Genomic DNA, 16,937 nt, shown 5'->3' with positions numbered 1-16,937 from the left:
AACTGCGGCCTGCTCCGCCTATCGTGCACAGGGGGCATGGCGCACGCGAGCGGCGCCCACGGCAGGCCGAGGAGGTCCGAGTGGAGCAGGGCAGTGCGCGAGAGCAGGCGCGACCGACGTACGCGTCCGCCGCGTCCGCGAGCACCCCGGCATCCGTACGCGTACCCGAACAGTCACGCGGCGAGCAGGCGCGTGGTGCAGAGGCACGCAGGGAACAGGCACGTGGCGAGCACACCCACAGCGAGCCGCCCGCCCCGCGCGCGGGGGTGCAGCGGCATTCCGTACGCGGTCAGATCCTCGACGCCCTGCGCGCCGCCCTGGTCGACGGCCAACTGGTCCCGGGGCAGGTCTACTCCGCGCCGGCCCTCGGCGCCCGCTTCGGGGTCTCCGCGACCCCGGTGCGCGAGGCGATGCAGCAGCTGGCCGTCGAGGGCGCCGTCGAGGTCGTACCGAACCGCGGATTCCGGGTGTCCCAGCGGGGCCCGCACGAGCTGGCCGAGCTGGCCGAGGTACGGGCCCTGATCGAGGTCCCCGTCATGCTGCGACTGGCCCGTACCGTCCCGCCGGCCCGCTGGTGCGCCCTGCGCCCGCTGGCCGACGCCACGGTGACGGCCGCCGCCGTGGGCGACCGGGCGAGTTACGCCGAGTCGGACCGGGCCTTCCATGGCGCGGTCCTCGCGCTCTGCGGCAACGAGCAACTGGTGATGGTCGCCGACGACCTGCACCGCCGTTCCCAGTGGCCCCTGGGGAACAGCCCCGTCACCCGCCGCGCCGACCTGCTCGCCGACGCCGCCGAGCACACCGCCCTGCTCGACGCGCTCATCGCCCAGGACCTGACCGTCGTGCAGTCGCTCGTACGGGAACACTTCACCGGCGCCGAGAACTGACCGAGCACCGGCTTCCGGGTCTCAGTTCGCCTCGGCCGTCTCCGGGGGCGGCGGGTCCAGATGCGGGGCCAGCCAGGTCGGCACGCCCCCGAGCAGCCGGAAGAGCCGGCCCGCCTCGGCACGCAGCCGGGTCGCCGCCTCCGGTTCAGGCTCGGAGTCCGCGAGGGCGATGAGGGCCGGAGCCGTACCGATCAGATAGCCCAGCTCCTCCCTGATCCGCAGGGACTCGGCGAAGCCGTGCCGGGCCTCCGCGAGTTCGCCCTCGCGCAGGGCCAGCAGGGCGAGATGACGCCAGGTCGAGGAGAGCAGCAGGGCGTCGCCCTGAGCGGTCGCACCGGCGTGGGCCCTGCGGTACGCGGCGCGCGCGGCCTGCGGCGAGTCGGCGATGTTCTGCGCGATCAGGCCCCGGCGGAAGTCCAGCAGCGGGCGGCCCGGCGCGGACGGGGCGAGCAGCGCGGCGGCCCGGCTCAGCGCGACGCTGGCCTCGTCGGCCCGGTCCCGTACCCCCAGAAGCGTCGACGCGTACGCCAGATGACCGCGCTCGCAGGCGGCCGCACCCCGTTCGGCATCGTCGTGGGCCAGTGCCTCGGCGGTGCGCAGCGCGTCCTCGGCATCGGTCCAGCCCTGCCCGGTGTACAGGCAGCGTTCGGTCAGCAGGGCCGTCCGCTGGAGTGCCGCCGCCGGATCGGTGGCGGCGTCGGGTTCGAGCAGCGCGGCGGCGTCCGTCCAGCAGGCGCGTGACCGCAGCCGCCATACCGCTGTCTGGAGCGGCGGATCGTCATCTGCTGTCGTTCCGGAACCAGACATGGCGGTATGCGCCACATTGCCCTCCCCGAGCGCGCCATTGAGCTGTTGAGTCTGGCCGCATCTCAGCACGGATTGGCACGCCGGGCCAAGGGGTCGGGTCAATGTCAGGTGAAAAATTTCACAAACGGCGGGACCTGCCGCGAGCCGCGGCAGGTCCCGGACGTCAGCTCATACGCAGGGCGAGGAAGAAATCGAGCTTGTCCTCCAGGCGCGAAAGGTCACGCCCCGTCAACTGCTCGATTCGCCCGACCCGGTAGCGCAGTGTGTTGACGTGCAGATGGAGCCGGGACGCGCAGCGGGTCCAGGAACCGTCGCAGTCCAGGAACGCCTCCAGCGTCGGGATCAGCTCCGCGCGGTGGCGCCGGTCGTAGTCGCGCAGCGGGTCGAGCAGCCGTGCGGTGAACGCGCGGCGCACGTCGTCCGGGACGAACGGCAGCAGCAGCACGTGCGAGGCCAGCTCGTGATGGCCGGCCGCGCAGACCCGGCCGGGGCGGGCCGCCGCCACCCGGCGGGCGTGCCGGGCCTCCTCCAGGGCGCCGCGCAGGCCTTCGGGCGAATGCACGGCCGCGCTGACACCCAGTGTCAGCCGGCCGTCGTCGGCGAGGCCCGCGGAGAGCGGTTCGCGGACGGCGGCGAGCAGCACATCGGCGTGGAGCGCGGAGTCCTCCTCGGCGGGTGCCGCATCGGGGGCGGAGTCGTGGGCCGGTGCGAACGCGGTGACGGAGGGCAGCGGTACGAGCGCCACGGCCTCGTCGCCCGTGTGGGCGACCGCGATCCGGTCCGCGGAGTCGGGGCCGGTGACCGCGGGGTCGACCAGGATCTCCTCCAGCAGCGCCTGGGCGACCGGGCCGCCCGTGACGGCGGAGCGGGGGCCCCCGGCCGGGGCGCCCGCGACGGAGCCGGCCGGGCCGCCCGTGCCCGCGGAGCCCTCCGCGCCGCCCCACTCGACCCGCGCCACCACGACCTGCCAGTGCGGCGCGGCTCCGAGCCCCGGCAGCAGCACCGGGGCGGCGACCCGCAGCCGGGCGGCGATCTCGGCGGGCGGGGCGCCCGTCTGGACCAGCTCCAGGACTTCCTGGGCGAGCCTGCGGCGTACCGTACGGGCGGCGTCGCGCCGGTCCCGTTCGACCGCGATCAGCTGGGTGACGCCCTGGAGCAGATCCAGCCGGGCGGGCGGCCAGTCGCTCGCGTCCGCCTCGACCGCGAGCAGCCAGTCGGAGAGCACCGACTCGCGCACATCCCGGGAAGCCGGGAGCGCACCCCGCCCGGTGTTGCGGATCGGGAAGAGCGAATACGTGGTGCCGCCGACCGTGGTCCGGTGCGGGGCCCGGCGGCCGGTGCGGGTGGCGGCCAGATGGTGGCCGGCGAGCGCCGTACCCACCGGTCCGGCCAGCGGCGCGTCACCGGCGCCCGCGATCAGCCGGCCGGTGGGGGAGAGCACCCAGGCATGCAGGTCGAGGTCGGAGCCGAGCAGATCGAGCACCACCTCGGGGCCGCCGCCCGCCGGACCCGAGGTCATCAGCCTGCGGTGCCGGTCCACGACCGCGGCCAGATCGCCCGCCCGCTCGCCGGACACCTGGCGCACCACATGCTCGGTGATCGTTGCGAACGCGACGGTCTCATGGACGGCGAAGAGCGGCAGCCGGTGCTTCGCGCACGCCTCCACCAGGTCGCCGGGAACATTGCCGAGCTCCGCCTCGCCCGCCGCCAGCCCGGCGACCCCGGCGCCCGCCAGGATCCGTACGAACGGCTCCGAGTCCGTCGCGTTCCGGCGCCAGGCCAGGCCCGTCAGGACCAGTTCACCGCCCGACAGATAGCGGCTGGGATCCCGCAGGTCGGTGGTCATCACGCCGCGGACGGTCCTGTCCAGCTCGTCCTCGCCGCCGAGCAGCCGCAGGCCCAGCGCGTCGGTCTCCAGCAGTGCGCGCAGCCGCATCTCGTCGCCGCCGTCTCTTTCGTTGGTGCGGGTGAAAACTGGTTATTGCGGTGAGGTTACTGACCCCCGCCATTCGTTCGAATCTACAAGACGAGGAGATCGACCAGCCAACTCCTTCATGGTTTCGGTGACTGCACCAGGTGGAGCACGGCTTGTGTACTTGGCCCCACACCGCGTTAACAACACATGAACGACCAGTCGAGGGCCGGCCGTCCCCAGCCCCAGCGAACGACCCGATTGAGAAGAAGAGAGCCACTCATGGACTTCCTTCGCCCCGCCAGCTGGGAGGAGGCGCTCGCCGCCAAGGCCGAGCACCCGACGGCTGTGCCCATTGCGGGTGGCACCGATGTGATGGTCGAGATCAACTTCGACCACCGGCGGCCCGAGTACCTCCTGGACCTGAACCGCATCGGAGAACTGTCCGAATGGGAGGTGGGCCAGGAGAGCGTAAGGCTCGGCGCCTCCGTCCCGTACAGCCACATCATGGAGCACCTGCGCGCCGAGCTGCCCGGACTGGCGCTCGCCTCCCACACCGTCGCCTCGCCGCAGATCCGCAACCGCGGTGGCGTCGGCGGCAACCTGGGCACCGCGTCGCCCGCCGGAGACGCGCACCCGGCGTTGCTCGCCGCGGGCGCCGAGGTCGAGGCCGAGTCCGTACGCGGAACGCGGCTGATCCCGATCGACGCCTTCTACACCGGCGTCAAGCGCAACGCCCTCGCACCGGACGAGCTGATCCGGGCCGTGCACATCAAGAAGGCCGACGGGCCGCAGCAGTACTCCAAGGTTGGCACCCGCAACGCGATGGTCATCGCGGTCTGCGCCTTCGGCCTGGCCCTGCACCCCGAGACCCGCACGGTCCGCACCGGCATCGGCTCGGCCGCTCCCACGCCCGTACGGGCGAAGGAAGCGGAGGAATTCCTGAACGCCGCGCTCGAAGAAGGCGGGTTCTGGGACAGCCGCACGATCATCACCCCGTCCATCGCCTCGCAGTTCGCCGCGCTCGCAGCAGCCGCCTGCAACCCGATCGACGATGTGCGCGGCACCGCGAGCTATCGCAGGCACGCGGTCGGGATCATGGCCCGCCGCACCCTCGGCTGGACCTGGGAGTCGTACCGCGGCAACGGCCGCAGCACCGAAGGAGCTGCCTGATCATGCGCGTCAATTTCACGGTCAACGGACGCAGGCACGAGGCGGACGACGTCTGGGAGGGCGAGTCGCTCCTCTACGTGCTGCGTGAACGGATGGGCCTGCCCGGCTCGAAGAACGCCTGCGAGCAGGGCGAGTGCGGATCGTGCACGGTCCGTCTGGACGGTGTCCCGGTCTGCTCCTGCCTGGTCGCCGCAGGCCAGGTGGAGGGCCGCGAGGTCGTCACCGTGGAGGGCCTCGCGGACTTCGCCGCCCACCGCTCCCAGGCACACCCCGGCAGTGGCTGCGCCTCCGGCGCGTGTGGCACCGCACTCGACAAGGCCCGCCAGTGGGAAGCCGAGCCGGCCGGCGAGGAGAGCCGGGACACCGGTGAACTCTCCCCGATCCAGCAGGCGTTCATCGACGCCGGCGCCGTCCAGTGCGGCTTCTGCACCCCCGGCCTGCTGGTCGCCGCGGACGAACTGCTCGAACGCAACCCGGAGCCGTCCGACGCGGACATCCGCGAGGCGCTCTCCGGCAACCTCTGCCGCTGCACCGGCTACGAGAAGATCCTCGACGCGGTCCGCCTGGCGGCCGCCCGCGCGGAAGAAACGGTCTGACGATGGGCGTTACCGGCAACCCCACCAGCATCAACCAGGGCACCCGTACCAAGGGCGGCATCGGCGAGTCCACGCTCCGCCCCGACGGCATCCTGAAGGTCACCGGCGAGTTCGCGTACTCCTCCGACATGTGGCACGAGGACATGCTCTGGGGCCACACGCTGCGCTCCACGGTCGCGCACGCCAAGATCGTCTCCATCGACACCTCGGAAGCGCTCGCCACCTCCGGCGTCTACGCCGTACTCACCCACGACGACCTGCCGACCTCGGTGAAGAACTACGGGCTGGAGATCCAGGACACCCCGGTCCTCGCCCACGGCAAGGTCCGCCACCACGGCGAACCGGTGGCGCTCGTCGCCGCCGACCACCCCGAGACGGCCCGGCGCGCAGCCGCGAAGATCAAGATCGAGTACCGCGAGCTGCCCGTCGTCACCGACGAGGCCTCCGCCACCGCCCCCGACGCGCCCCTCATCCACGAGGGCCGCGACGACCACCACGCGGGGCACGTACCGCACCCCAACATCGTCCACCGCCAGCCCATCGTCCGCGGCGACGCGGACGCGGCGGCGGCCCGCGCCGATGTCGTGGTCAGCGGCGAGTACGTCTTCGGCATGCAGGACCAGGCCTTCCTCGGCCCCGAGTCCGGTCTGGCCGTGCCCGCCGAGGACGGCGGCGTCGACCTGTACGTCGCCACCCAGTGGCTCCACTCCGACCTGCGCCAGATCGCTCCCGTCCTCGGTCTGCCCGAGGACAAGGTCCGCATGACGCTCTCGGGGGTCGGCGGCGCCTTCGGCGGCCGCGAGGACCTGTCGATGCAGATCCACGCCTGTCTGCTCGCCCTGCGCACCGGCAAGCCTGTCAAGATCGTCTACAACCGGTTCGAGTCCTTCTTCGGGCATGTGCACCGTCACCCTGCCAAGCTCTGGTACGAGCACGGCGCCACCCGCGACGGCAAGCTGACCCATATGAAATGTCGCATCGTACTGGACGGCGGAGCCTATGCCTCCGCCTCTCCGGCCGTCGTCGGCAACGCCTCCTCGCTCGGCGTCGGCCCGTACGTCGTCGACGACGTCGACATCGAGGCCATCGCGCTTTACACCAACAACCCGCCGTGCGGCGCCATGCGCGGCTTCGGCGCGGTCCAGGCCTGCTTCGCCTACGAGGCCCAGATGGACAAGCTCGCCGCCGAACTCGGCATGGACCCGGTCGAGTTCAGGCAGCTCAACGCCATGGAGCAGGGCAGTGTCCTGCCCACCGGACAGGTCGTCGACTCGCCCGCCCCGGTCGCCGAGCTGCTGCGCCGGGTCAAGGCCAGGCCGCTGCCGCCCGAGCGCCAGTGGGAGGTGGCCGGCGAGCAGGCCGACGTACGGGCCCTGCCCGGCGGACTGTCCAACACCACCCATGGCGAAGGAGTCGTACGGGGCATCGGTTACGCGGTCGGCCTCAAGAACGTCGGCTTCTCCGAGGGCTTCGACGACTACTCCACCGCCCGGGTGCGCATGGAGGTCGTCGGCGGGGAGCCCGTCGCGACCGTGCACACCGCGATGGCCGAGGTCGGGCAGGGCGGCGTCACCGTCCACGCCCAGATCGCCCGTACCGAACTCGGCGTCGCCCAGGTCACCATCCACCCGGCCGACACCCAGGTCGGCTCGGCCGGCTCCACCTCCGCCTCCCGGCAGACGTATGTCACCGGTGGCGCCGTGAAGCACTCCTGCGAGGCCGTCCGCGAGAAGGTCCTGGAGATGGGCCGCCGCAAGTTCGGTACGTACCACCCCGCCTGGGCCACCGCCGAACTGCTCCTGGAGGGCGGCAAGGTCGTCACCGACGGCGGCGAGGTGCTGGCCGATCTGGTCGACGTGCTGGAGGACGAGGCGGTCGACATCGAGCTGGAGTGGCGCCACCGGCCCACCGAGGCGTTCGACCTCCGTACCGGACAGGGCAGCGGCCATGTCCAGTACTCCTTCGCCGCCCACCGCGCGGTCGTGGAGGTCGACACCGAACTCGGCCTGGTCAAGGTCATCGAACTGGCCTGCGCCCAGGACGTCGGCAAGGCCCTCAACCCGCTGTCCGTCGAAGGACAGATCCAGGGCGGCACCACCCAGGGCCTGGGCATCGCCGTCATGGAGGAGATCATCGTCGACCCGAAGACCGCGAAGGTGCGCAACCCGTCCTTCACGGACTATCTGATCCCCACCATCCTCGACACCCCGACCATCCCGGTCGATGTGCTCGAACTCGCCGACGACCACGCCCCGTACGGGCTCCGTGGCATCGGTGAGGCCCCCACCCTCTCGTCGACCCCGGCCGTTCTCGCGGCGATCCGGAACGCGACGGGCCTGGAGCTCAACAGGACGCCGGTACGCCCCGAGCACATCACCGGCACCTGAGTCACTGCTCCCTCCTGAACTCTCCGGGCGGTGCGTGCATCCCGGGAACGTCACACTTCCGCTGCCCGCACCGCCCGGAGTACTCAAGTGCCGCACCGTTCAAAGATGTTGGCACAACCAGCAGTCCCGCAGTAGCGCAGTTCCGCGGTGACGACGCAGTCCCGCAGTAGCGCAATCCAGCGGTGACGACGCGGCCCCGCAGTTCCGTAGTACCAGCACATTCCACTCTGCATGCACAGTTCGTCTCGGGCCGTCCCCCGGGTCGTGCCGCCAGCGCAGCCATCCCAAATCCCGCATATCGATTCTTCATCGCGGGTGCCCCTGTGAACCTTGGGAGTCAGGCATCATGACCCAGCAGTCAGTGGAGTCCGGGACGATTGCGCAGGACGCGGGCTCCGGCTCGCGCATCCCCGCAGGAAGATCCTGGCTCGACCGGTACTTCCACATCTCCGAACGTGACTCGACCGTCGCCCGCGAAGTGCGCGGTGGCATCACGACCTTCATGGCGATGTGTTACATTCTTCTGCTCAACCCGCTCCTGCTGTCCGGACCGGACGCGGCGGGCCACCGGCTCAGCCACGCCGGGCTGATCACGGCGACCGCACTCGCCGCCGCCGTCTCCACCCTGCTGATGGGCTTCATCGGCAAGGTGCCCCTCGCTCTCGCCGCGGGACTCTCCGTCTCCGGCGTGCTCGCCACCCAGGTGGCGCCCCACATGACGTGGCCGCAGGCCATGGGCATGTGTGTGATGTACGGCGCGGTGATCGTGCTGCTGGTCGTCACCGGGCTGCGCGAGATCATCATGAACGCGATACCGCTGGCCCTGAAGCACGGCATCACCATCGGCATCGGCATGTTCATCGCGCTGATCGGCCTCGTCAACGCCGGCTTCGTCGGCAAGGGCGCCCCGGTCACGCTCGGCGTGGGCGGACAGCTCTCCGGCTGGCCCGTACTGCTCTTCTGCGTCACCCTGCTGCTCATCTTCATGCTGCAGGCCCGCAATGTGCCCGGCGCGATCCTGATCGGCATCGTCGTCGGCACCGTCCTCGCCGTCATCGTCAACGCCGTCGGCGACATCAGCCCCAAGGCATGGGGCGGCAGCGCACCCGAACTGCAGGGCAGTGCCGTCTCGATGCCCGACTTCGGGCTCTTCGGCCATGTCGAGTTCGGCGGCTGGGGCGACATCGGCGTCATGACCGTAGGCATGATCGTCTTCACCCTGGTGCTGGCCGGCTTCTTCGACGCGATGGCGACCATCATCGGCGTCGGTACCGAGGCCGGGCTCGCCGACAGCAGGGGCCGGATGCCCGGCCTGTCCAAGGCGCTGTTCATCGACGGCGCGGGCGGGGCGATCGGAGGCGTCTCCGGAGCCTCCGGCCAGACCGTCTTCATCGAGTCGGCGACCGGCGTCGGCGAGGGGGCCCGCACGGGTCTGTCCTCCGTCGTCACCGGTGTACTCTTCGCCGCCGGACTGTTCTTCACCCCGCTCGCCCAGATCGTGCCGGGGCCGATCGCCGCTGCCGCGCTGGTCGTCATCGGCGCGATGATGATGCAGAATGCCCGCCATGTCGACTGGGGCGACCGCTCCGTCGCGGTGCCGGTCTTCCTGACGGTCGCCCTGATGCCGTTCACGTACTCCATCACCGCCGGTGTCGGCGCCGGAGTGGTCTCCTTCGTCGCGATCAAGGCGGCGCAGGGCAGATTCCGTGAGGTCGGCGCTTTCATGTGGGTGCTGACCGGCGTGTTCGTCGTGTACTTCGCGCTCAGCCCGATCGAGAGTTGGATCGGGGCCAAGTAGGCCCGCCCGTAACGGGATCGGTCAGTCCCTCCGCACCCCCGTAGAAGGAGAATCGCCATGCTGGACATCGCCGAAGAGCTCAACCGGTGGGTCGAGCAGGAACGCGACTTCGCCGTGGCCACCGTCGTGGCGGTCGGCGGGAGCGCGCCCCGGCAGCCGGGAGCCGCCCTCGCCGTCGACCGCGACGGCACGGCGATCGGATCGGTCTCCGGCGGGTGTGTGGAGGGCGCGGTGTACGAGCTGTGCCGGCAGGCCCTCGACGACGGCAGGACCGTACGGGAGCGGTTCGGCTACAGCGACGAGGACGCCTTCGCGGTCGGGCTGACCTGCGGCGGCGTCATCGACATCCTGGTCACACCGGTCCGTGCGGACGACCCCGCACGGGAGGTGTTCGCCGCCGCGCTCGCCGCCGCAGCTCGGGGGGAGGCGGCGGCGGTCGCCAGGATCACCGACGGGCCCGCGGAGCTCCTCGGCCGCCCCCTGCTCGTTCGCCCCGACGGCTCGTACGAGGGCGGGCTCGGCGGACATCCGGAGCTGGACCGCACCGCGGCGGCCGACGCCCGCGCGATGCTGGACGCGGGCCGCACCGGCTCCGTCACCATCGGCGCCGAGGGCTCGCGCTGCGGGCAACCACTCACCCTGCTCGTCGAATCGAGCGTCCCGCCGCCCCGGATGATCGTCTTCGGGGCCATCGACTTCGCGTCCGCCCTGGTCCGGGCCGGAAAATTTCTCGGGTACCACGTCACATTGTGCGACGCACGCCCCGTCTTCGCGACGAAGACCCGTTTCCCGGAGGCCGACGAGCTGGTCGTCGACTGGCCGCACCGCTATCTCGCGGCGACCGACGTCGACGCGCGCACCGTCCTGTGCGTCCTCACCCACGACGCCAAGTTCGATGTCCCGCTGCTGGAACTGGCGTTGAGGCTGCCGGTGGCGTACGTCGGAGCGATGGGCTCGCGCCGCACTCACCTGGAGCGCAACGACCGGCTGCGCGAGGTCGGCGTCACGGAGCTGGAACTGGCCAGGCTGCACTCGCCGATCGGCCTCGACCTCGGCGCCCGTACCCCCGAGGAGACCGCGCTGTCGATCGCCGCCGAAATCGTCGCCGACCGGCGCGGCGGCAGCGGCGTACCGCTCAAGGGCGCACACACCCCGATCCACCACGAGGGCGGCCGGCCGTCGACGGGACTGATCACATCCGTGGCCTGAACCGACCCGTGAACCATGATTGTCCGTGGGCGGGTTGCCGCCACGGCGGCTTCACGCCAGGTGTGAACTCAACCGTAGCTTCGGATTTACCTTTAGATCTGCTGCATGACATTCACACCCTCCTCCGCTTCCGGCCGGGCGAGATCCGCTCGTGCGGGACGCAGGGCTCTGCTCATAGCGACTTCGGTCGCCCTGGTGAGTGGCGCACTGTTGCCCGCAGCGGGCTCCGCTTCCGCCGCCGCAGGTAAGTCCAGGCCCGTCGACCGCCAGGCCGCCGCCCCCGTCAAGGAGTACGACATCACCCTGCTCACGGGTGATGTCGTGCACTACTCGGACGGCGTCGGCAAGCAGGACACCGTCACCGTGGACCGCCCCGACGGAGCGGTCGGCGGCGTGCATGTCCAGCAGGCCGGTGACGATCTGTACGTCCTGCCCGACGAGGCCAACTCCCTCCTGGCAGCAGGCAAGTTGGACCGCCGGCTGTTCAATGTCTCGGCTCTGGCCAAGATGGGGTACGACGACAGGAAGTCGGGCGGCATTCCGCTGATCGCCACCTACTCGGCGAGCCAGGGCCGTTCACTGCCCGCTGCCCCTCGTGGCGCGAAGAAGACCCGCACTCTGGAGAGCATCCACGGCGCCGCACTGAAGGCCGAGAAGGACACCGCCCGGGCCTTCTGGAACGACATCGCCCGTACCGCCACCGCCCGTTCGCTGGACAACGGCATCGCCAAGCTCTGGCTCGACGGCCGGGTGGAGGCCGCCCTCAAGGACTCCGTGCCGCAGGTCAACGCCCCGCAGGCGTGGGCCGAGGGCTACGACGGCAAGGGCTCCAAGGTCGCAGTTCTGGACACCGGAATCGACGCGACCCACCCGGACGTCAAGGCCCGCATCCTCGAAACCAAGAGCTTCGTGCCGGGCGAGGAGGTCCTCGACAAGCACGGCCACGGCACGCACGTCGCCTCCACGATCGCGGGCTCCGGCGCCGCCTCGGAGGGCGTCAACAAGGGCGTCGCCCCGGGCGCCGACCTGATCATCGGCAAGGTGCTCAGCGATGGGGGCACCGGCGCGGACTCCGGGATCATCGAAGCCATGGAGTGGGCGAAGACCGAAGGCGCCGACGTCGTCTCCATGAGCCTCGGCTCCAGCATCCCGGACGACGGCTCCGACCCGATGTCCCAGGCCGTCGACGCGCTCTCCGCCGACGGCGGACCGCTGTTCGTGATCGCCGCGGGCAACGCGTACGGCGCGGGCACCATCGGCTCGCCCGGCTCGGCGGAGAAGGCGCTCACCGTCGCCGCCGTCGACAAGAAGGACAACCGCGCGGCCTTCTCCTCAATGGGCCCGCTCGTCAGGTCCTACGGCCTGAAGCCCGACCTGTCCGCACCGGGCGTGGACATCAACGCGGCCGCCTCGCAGGCGGTCCCGGGCGTCAGCGGGATGTACCGGTCGATGTCCGGTACGTCGATGGCGACCCCGCATGTCGCGGGCGCCGCAGCCATTCTGAAGCAGCGTCACCCCGATTGGTCCGGCCAGCGGATCAAGGACGCGCTGATGAGCTCGTCGAAGAAGCTCGACGCGTACACCCCGTACGAGCAGGGCACCGGTCGGCTCGATGTGAAGGCGGCCGTCGACACCACCATCGAGGCCACCGGCTCCGTCGCGGTCGCCTCCTACGACTGGCCGCACTCCGCGTCCGACCCGGTCGCCCAGCGGACCATCACGTACCGCAACACCGGTACGAAGGATGTCACCCTCGACCTGGCCACCGACACGGACGCCGACGCGTACACCCTGTCGGCGAAGCAGCTGACCGTCCCGGCCGGTTCCACCGCCGAGGCCGTTCTCTCGCTGGATCCGTCGAAGGTCGCCGGCGGCACCCAGTTCTCCGGTCAGGTCATCGCCAAGGACGCGGCGGGCACCGTAGTCGCGCACACCGGCTTCGCCCTGAACAAGGAACGGGAGCTGTACGACCTGACGCTCAGGCTCCGTGACCGCGACGGCAAGCCGATGGACGGCCTGGTCGTCATCGGCGAGCTCGGCGACCCGAACCTGGGCATCGTTCAGGTGTCGGGCGAGACCACTCTGCGGCTGCCGCCGGGCAACTACACCGCCTGGAGTTCCGTCGACATCGCCGGTGACCGCGCCGACTCGAAGGCCGTGGCCTTCCTCGCGGCTCCCGAGACGATCCTCGACAAGGCGACCACGGTCACCCTCGACGCGTCCAAGGCCCGCAAGGTCAGTGTGCGCACACCGAAGGAGACCGAGACCCGACAGCTGCGATTTGACATGGCACGTACCGCACCGGACGGCACGGTCCAGCGCGACGCGTACCAGATCCCGTTGACCTACGACCAGCTGTGGGCCAGCCCCACCAAGAAGGTCACGCAGGGCAGCTTCTCCTTCCTGACCCGCTGGCGGCAGGGCGAGAAGCAGCTGGACGTGTCTTCCGAGGGCCGCGATGTGCCGGTCTTCCCGCAGGGCGGTGCGGCCATCGCCGAGGACGGCGAGAAGAAGCTGGCCGGCGTCTTCGCGGGCAACGGCGCCGTGGCCGACTACGAAGGTCTGAACGTCAAGGGCAAGGCCGTCGTCATCCGCAGCAGTGATGCGGTCGCTCCCGCCGACCGGCTCGCCAACGCGGTGGCCGCGGGCGCCGGGGCACTGTTCGTCGTCAACGACGGCGACGGCGTCCTGATGCAGAGCTACACCCCCTACGGGACCAAGGGCACCATCCCGGTCGCCTCGGTCCAGCGCCTGGCGGGCGAGGACCTGATCAAGTCCGTCCAGCAGGGTGCGAAGCTGACGATCGATCAGCACCGTTTCGCCGGCTACGTGTACGACCTGGTCGACCGCCACGACGGCGTCGTCCCGGACCGCTCGCTGGAGTTCGCCCCTTCGACCCGTCAGCTGGCGAAGGTGGAGAACACCTTCTACGGCCACAAGGGCGTGCTCGGCGCGGGCTTCCGCTACGACATCCCGGACTACGGCCCGGGTCTCGGCTTCGAGGAGTACGAGAAGTTCCCCGGCACCCGCGAGGAGTGGGTCAACCCGCTTCCGGGCGCCTCCTTCTGGTACGAGAACCACTCGATCTTCAACGCCACCGAGACGGACTTCGCGCAGGAGATGCGCAGCGGCGACCTGGACTACACGGCGGGCCGCACCTACCCCGCCGAGTGGTTCGCGCCGATCACCCGTCCGCGTCTGGGCACCGGCTACTGGGGTCCGTTCCGCTCCGTCTACAACGACATCCAGTTCAACTTCACTCCGTGGACCGACTCGGGCGCGGGCCACTCGGGTTCCATGTACGCGGACGAGTACGACACCACCACCACCGCCTTCTACCAGGGCGACACGCTGATCAAGAAGGTCAAGGGCCGGGCCGGCTTCGCCTGGGACGTGTCCGCCGAGAAGCTGCCGTATCGCTTCGTGCTCGACGCCACCCGGGACGGCGACGTGTGGAAGACCTCCACCCGCACGCACACCGAGTGGAACTTCGTCTCGGGAGCCATGGACGAGAACGGCCCGTACCAGGCCGACCTTCCGCTGCTGCAGCTGGACTACAAGGTTCACACCGACCTCGCCGGTGACGTCAAGGCCGGCCAGTGGACCGAGATCGGTCTCACCTCCGGTACGCAGGAGTGGCTGGACGGTGCGGTGAAGGCGAAGAAGGCGTCGCTGTCGGTCAGCTACGACGACGGCAAGAGCTGGAACGACGTGGAGCTGCGCGAGAATTCGGCCGGCTCCTGGACCGCCCGGTTCAAGACGCCGAAGAAGGCCGGCGGATTCGTCTCGATCAAGGCGCACGCCGAGGCCGGGGACGGGCTCGGCATCGATCAGGAAATCATCCGGGCGTTCGGCCTGAAGTGACTGTCCGGCTGAAGTGACCTGCTGACAGTGCCTCTTGAGGTTGCTCGGGAGGCACGCGGGAGGCGCTCGGGAGGTTCCGGACGAGAGGTGGCTCCACACCCTCCGACAGGGGTGTGGAGCCACCTTTTATCAACGCCGTCGCGTTTATGTCCGTGAGCGATTCGTGAGTCCGTGTTCGAGGAACGTGACGGTGGCGTGGACGGTGCAGTTCTGGCTGGTCGAGGGGTGTTGTCCGGCGTTCGGTCCGTACTTGCTGGTGGGGTTCTTGTGGGTGCGGGCCTTGACGCGGTGCCGGCGGCGGGCGGGGTACAGGGCGTCGAGGACCGGCCCTGCCGGTGGTGCCGACGAGCTCGGCGGGTCCCGCCGGGGGCAGGATTCCGGTCGCGGTGGTGACAGTGTTGGCGGCGGTGGTCTGCAGGAAGGTGAAGCTGATGCGGTCCATGTCCCGGCCAGGCCGGGCCGGGTGCAGGCAGTGTCGGCGGCGGCCCGGATCAGGGCCTGGTAGGTGGTGAGCAGGGCGTAGTCCTCCTGGTCAAGCCCTTGCGGGCTGCGGGAGTGCAGGACACGGTCATCCAGCATGGTCGTGATGACAGACTTCTCCTGCGACGGGACTCCCGGTGATCTTCTTGCTCGATACAGGCTGATCTGTCAGGGCGTCCCGTTGCGTCATTCACCAGGGGCTTGACCTGCGACTCAAGACTCAAACGCAACGGTGTTGCATGGCAGCTCCTGCCCAAAGTCGCTCCGCCGACCGCTCGGTACGTCGGGCCACGAGAAGACTGCGGTTCAGTACCAGAAGGCCTTGACGGCCGCGTGCCCCGTGGGGACGGTCCGGGTGTAGAAGTTTTGCAGGTCGGTGTGATGGGTGAGGAACCAGCCCTTGACCTCAGCCTCGTCGAAGGCGGAGAACGGAGGCAGAACCTTCGCCCGGGCAGCCTCCCAAAGATCGTCGAAAGAGGCCGCAGCCAGGAAGTTTGCCACCTCGCGCACCTGGGCGGGGCGGAGTATCAGAAGCGGCGGCTGGTTGTGAGCGGCGTGGTACACGGGGCTGCCCCCGAAGACTGGGAGCTCCCAATCGTGAGGATCCCGCGGGGTGCACGCCGTGCCATAGACCTCATGGAGGGCGGGGAAGTGGTACCACGACTTCGGCGATTCCGGCCTGGCGTTCGGCCTGGAAGCGGTCGAAGTCTCCGGCCTCCCCCTTGAAATTCTCCAGCCAAGCCCAGTCCTCTCGGACTTCGGACTCCGGCATGGCGCGCAGCTGCATCTTGATGCTCATACCAAGCATTCTGGCCGAGGTAACCGACAACGTAGTGCCTACTCCTCAGGTGCCCGTGCCCCATTCGTGCCCGATCCTGCGGGAAGCCCCGGCGAACCACGGTGGCGAGTGGGCACCGTGCAGCACAGCGGCCCCTGACCGTATGACCTGGGCAGGGGCCATTCATCTGCGGTGGGTGTGGGATGTGAACCCACGGTCACTCGCGCCACGACAGTTTCAAGACCGACACCGCGGACGTCGTGCCCAACCGGTCCACGCACCATGCGCTGTCCGGGCCTCGTGACATCGAACGACGCGGCATACCATGAAAAGGGAGAGAGCGGTTGGAACATCAAGAGAGTGGTAATTGAAATGTCCAGCAAAGGCGCTCAGCACCAAGGAAAGAAGCGAGTGAGCGGGATTACAGCAGCCGCCGTGATAGCGATCAGCACGCTCTTCGGCGGAGCCGGCACAGCCCTGGCGAAGGCCCCGGCCCCAATGCAGGTACCGGTGTCAGCCCCGAGCCTCCACGCCTACGTTGGGCAAGGTGGCGAACCCGGTCCCGACTCTTTCACGGAGTACAACAAGGGCATCTACGATGGTCACGTTGCAGGGATCAATGATGCCAGGAAAGACTTCCTTGCTAAAGGCCTGAAACAGCCCCGGAATGTTCCGGAAACCCCTCCGGCCTCAGGCTACAGCGTGTATGAAGGTGCGTGGCTCAAGAGCTACCGCGACGCATATAACACCGCTTTCCGCAATCTCCAAATGTTCAAGACCGTTGGAGCCAGCGGGATCGCCGGTGCTCTGACTCTGTCTGAGCCGTCGGCACCGTCGTCGCCGTCGACCACACCGTCTGAGCCGTCGGCACCGGCTACAACGTCGACTTCGTCGGCACCGGCTACAACGTCGACTTCGTCGGCACCGGTTACAACGTCGACTTCGTCGGCACCGGCTACAACGTCGACTCCGTCGGCACCGCCTATAACGTCGACTCCGTCGACCACACCGTCTGGTTACTGTGGCCAGTCCACGTGCGGTCCTGT

At 69.7% G+C, this 16,937-nt stretch carries 12 protein-coding genes and 1 pseudogene; 7 read left to right on the top strand and 6 right to left on the bottom strand.

Annotated elements, in window-relative coordinates; translation table 11 throughout:
* Positions 1 to 80 precede the first annotated feature (80 nt).
* Positions 81 to 887, top strand: coding sequence for a GntR family transcriptional regulator (locus tag ACFVV1_RS30645; protein ID WP_389995829.1), 807 nt, complete (start codon positions 81 to 83; stop codon positions 885 to 887).
* Positions 888 to 908: 21 nt separating this feature from the next.
* Here the strand turns inward: ACFVV1_RS30645 and ACFVV1_RS30640 are convergent, their stop codons facing one another.
* Positions 909 to 1,694: a hypothetical protein gene (locus ACFVV1_RS30640; protein WP_389995826.1), complete on the bottom strand. Its 786-nt coding sequence runs from the start codon at positions 1,692 to 1,694 to the stop codon at positions 909 to 911.
* Between the two features lie 163 nt (positions 1,695 to 1,857).
* Positions 1,858 to 3,630 carry a PucR family transcriptional regulator gene (locus ACFVV1_RS30635; protein ID WP_389995823.1) on the bottom strand — a complete coding sequence of 591 codons (1,773 nt, stop codon included), beginning with the start codon at positions 3,628 to 3,630 and terminating at the stop codon, positions 1,858 to 1,860.
* Between the two features lie 258 nt (positions 3,631 to 3,888).
* Between ACFVV1_RS30635 and ACFVV1_RS30630 the strand changes: the two genes are divergently transcribed.
* From ACFVV1_RS30630 to ACFVV1_RS30605, 6 genes are all read left to right on the top strand, one after another.
* Positions 3,889 to 4,779 carry an FAD binding domain-containing protein gene (locus ACFVV1_RS30630; RefSeq protein WP_389995819.1) on the top strand — a complete coding sequence of 297 codons (891 nt, stop codon included), beginning with the start codon at positions 3,889 to 3,891 and terminating at the stop codon, positions 4,777 to 4,779.
* Positions 4,780 to 4,781: 2 nt separating this feature from the next.
* Entirely contained in the window at positions 4,782 to 5,375 is a 594-nt protein-coding gene (locus ACFVV1_RS30625; protein ID WP_389995816.1) for a (2Fe-2S)-binding protein, read from the top strand.
* Between the two features lie 2 nt (positions 5,376 to 5,377).
* Positions 5,378 to 7,762, top strand: a complete 2,385-nt coding sequence (gene pucD / locus ACFVV1_RS30620; protein ID WP_389995813.1) for a xanthine dehydrogenase subunit D — start codon at positions 5,378 to 5,380, stop codon at positions 7,760 to 7,762.
* A gap of 346 nt (positions 7,763 to 8,108) precedes the next feature.
* Positions 8,109 to 9,560, top strand: coding sequence for an NCS2 family permease (locus ACFVV1_RS30615; RefSeq protein ID WP_389995811.1), 1,452 nt, complete (start codon positions 8,109 to 8,111; stop codon positions 9,558 to 9,560).
* Positions 9,561 to 9,617: 57 nt separating this feature from the next.
* Positions 9,618 to 10,769 (top strand): XdhC family protein, encoded by a 1,152-nt coding sequence (locus ACFVV1_RS30610; RefSeq protein ID WP_389995808.1) that lies wholly within the window; start codon positions 9,618 to 9,620, stop codon positions 10,767 to 10,769.
* Positions 10,770 to 10,874: 105 nt separating this feature from the next.
* Positions 10,875 to 14,633 carry a S8 family serine peptidase gene (locus tag ACFVV1_RS30605; RefSeq protein ID WP_389995805.1) on the top strand — a complete coding sequence of 1,253 codons (3,759 nt, stop codon included), beginning with the start codon at positions 10,875 to 10,877 and terminating at the stop codon, positions 14,631 to 14,633.
* A 144-nt stretch (positions 14,634 to 14,777) separates the two neighbouring features.
* Here the strand turns inward: ACFVV1_RS30605 and ACFVV1_RS30600 are convergent, their stop codons facing one another.
* The 4 genes and pseudogenes from ACFVV1_RS30600 to ACFVV1_RS30585 form a co-directional block, all read right to left on the bottom strand.
* Positions 14,778 to 15,212 (bottom strand): hypothetical protein, encoded by a 435-nt coding sequence (locus ACFVV1_RS30600; RefSeq protein ID WP_389995802.1) that lies wholly within the window; start codon positions 15,210 to 15,212, stop codon positions 14,778 to 14,780.
* A 207-nt stretch (positions 15,213 to 15,419) separates the two neighbouring features.
* Positions 15,420 to 15,698 (bottom strand): annotated as a pseudogene (locus ACFVV1_RS30595) (DUF1877 family protein); the annotation flags it as partial.
* A 49-nt stretch (positions 15,699 to 15,747) separates the two neighbouring features.
* Positions 15,748 to 15,912 (bottom strand): hypothetical protein, encoded by a 165-nt coding sequence (locus tag ACFVV1_RS30590; RefSeq protein ID WP_389995799.1) that lies wholly within the window; start codon positions 15,910 to 15,912, stop codon positions 15,748 to 15,750.
* Positions 15,913 to 16,619: 707 nt separating this feature from the next.
* Complete coding sequence (locus ACFVV1_RS30585; RefSeq protein WP_389995796.1) at positions 16,620 to 16,898, bottom strand: hypothetical protein; 279 nt, start codon at positions 16,896 to 16,898, stop codon at positions 16,620 to 16,622.
* Positions 16,899 to 16,937: the final 39 nt, after the last annotated feature.

The organism is Streptomyces sp. NPDC058092, assembly GCF_042884935.1.
Classification (GTDB): Bacteria; Actinomycetota; Actinomycetes; order Streptomycetales; family Streptomycetaceae; genus Streptomyces.
This window is presented reverse-complemented; position numbering and strand designations above follow the sequence as displayed.

What these genes read in the sequence shown, in the direction of transcription:
- ACFVV1_RS30640 (WP_389995826.1), bottom strand. Translation starts at nt 1,694, where the DNA reads ATGTCTGGTTCCGGAACGACAGCAGATGACGATCCGCCGCTCCAGACA.
- ACFVV1_RS30635 (WP_389995823.1), bottom strand. Translation starts at nt 3,630, where the DNA reads ATGCGGCTGCGCGCACTGCTGGAGACCGACGCGCTGGGCCTGCGGCTG.
- ACFVV1_RS30630 (WP_389995819.1), top strand. Translation starts at nt 3,889, where the DNA reads ATGGACTTCCTTCGCCCCGCCAGCTGGGAGGAGGCGCTCGCCGCCAAG.
- ACFVV1_RS30625 (WP_389995816.1), top strand. Translation starts at nt 4,782, where the DNA reads ATGCGCGTCAATTTCACGGTCAACGGACGCAGGCACGAGGCGGACGAC.
- pucD (WP_389995813.1), top strand. Translation starts at nt 5,378, where the DNA reads ATGGGCGTTACCGGCAACCCCACCAGCATCAACCAGGGCACCCGTACC.
- ACFVV1_RS30615 (WP_389995811.1), top strand. Translation starts at nt 8,109, where the DNA reads ATGACCCAGCAGTCAGTGGAGTCCGGGACGATTGCGCAGGACGCGGGC.
- ACFVV1_RS30610 (WP_389995808.1), top strand. Translation starts at nt 9,618, where the DNA reads ATGCTGGACATCGCCGAAGAGCTCAACCGGTGGGTCGAGCAGGAACGC.
- ACFVV1_RS30605 (WP_389995805.1), top strand. Translation starts at nt 10,875, where the DNA reads ATGACATTCACACCCTCCTCCGCTTCCGGCCGGGCGAGATCCGCTCGT.
- ACFVV1_RS30600 (WP_389995802.1), bottom strand. Translation starts at nt 15,212, where the DNA reads ATGCTGGATGACCGTGTCCTGCACTCCCGCAGCCCGCAAGGGCTTGAC.
- ACFVV1_RS30590 (WP_389995799.1), bottom strand. Translation starts at nt 15,912, where the DNA reads ATGAGCATCAAGATGCAGCTGCGCGCCATGCCGGAGTCCGAAGTCCGA.